We start from the raw sequence: 290 nt of genomic DNA on the forward strand, positions 1-290 counted from the left end.
TGTTCTTGACCACCACCTGCTGCTGGCCGACCAGTTCGTCCACTTCCAGCGCGATTTTCTGGCCATCGCCCTCGACGACGACCACCAGCGGATCGTCCAGCGCGCGCCCACCGTAGCCGTAGTACTCGCTGAGCGAGAGGATCGGCAGGTACTCTCCGCGGACGCGCAGCACGCGGCCTTCGCCGGCCATGGTGCGCACATCGTCGGCCTGCGGCTGCAGGGCTTCGAGGACGTAGGCCAACGGCAGGATCAGGGTTTCGCCGGCCACCGAGACGGTCATGCCATCCAGG

1 protein-coding gene is annotated in these 290 nt (G+C 66.9%); it reads right to left on the bottom strand.

Annotated features, from left to right (window positions below; translation table 11 throughout):
• A partial coding sequence (locus AAE045_RS24125) for a chemotaxis protein CheW (protein WP_455549825.1) occupies positions 1-280 on the bottom strand: 280 nt, incomplete at its 3' end.
• Positions 281-290: the final 10 nt, after the last annotated feature.

Origin of the sequence: Dryocola clanedunensis (assembly GCF_038405435.1) — a bacterium.
GTDB classification, from domain to species: Bacteria; Pseudomonadota; Gammaproteobacteria; order Enterobacterales; family Enterobacteriaceae; genus Dryocola; species Dryocola clanedunensis_A.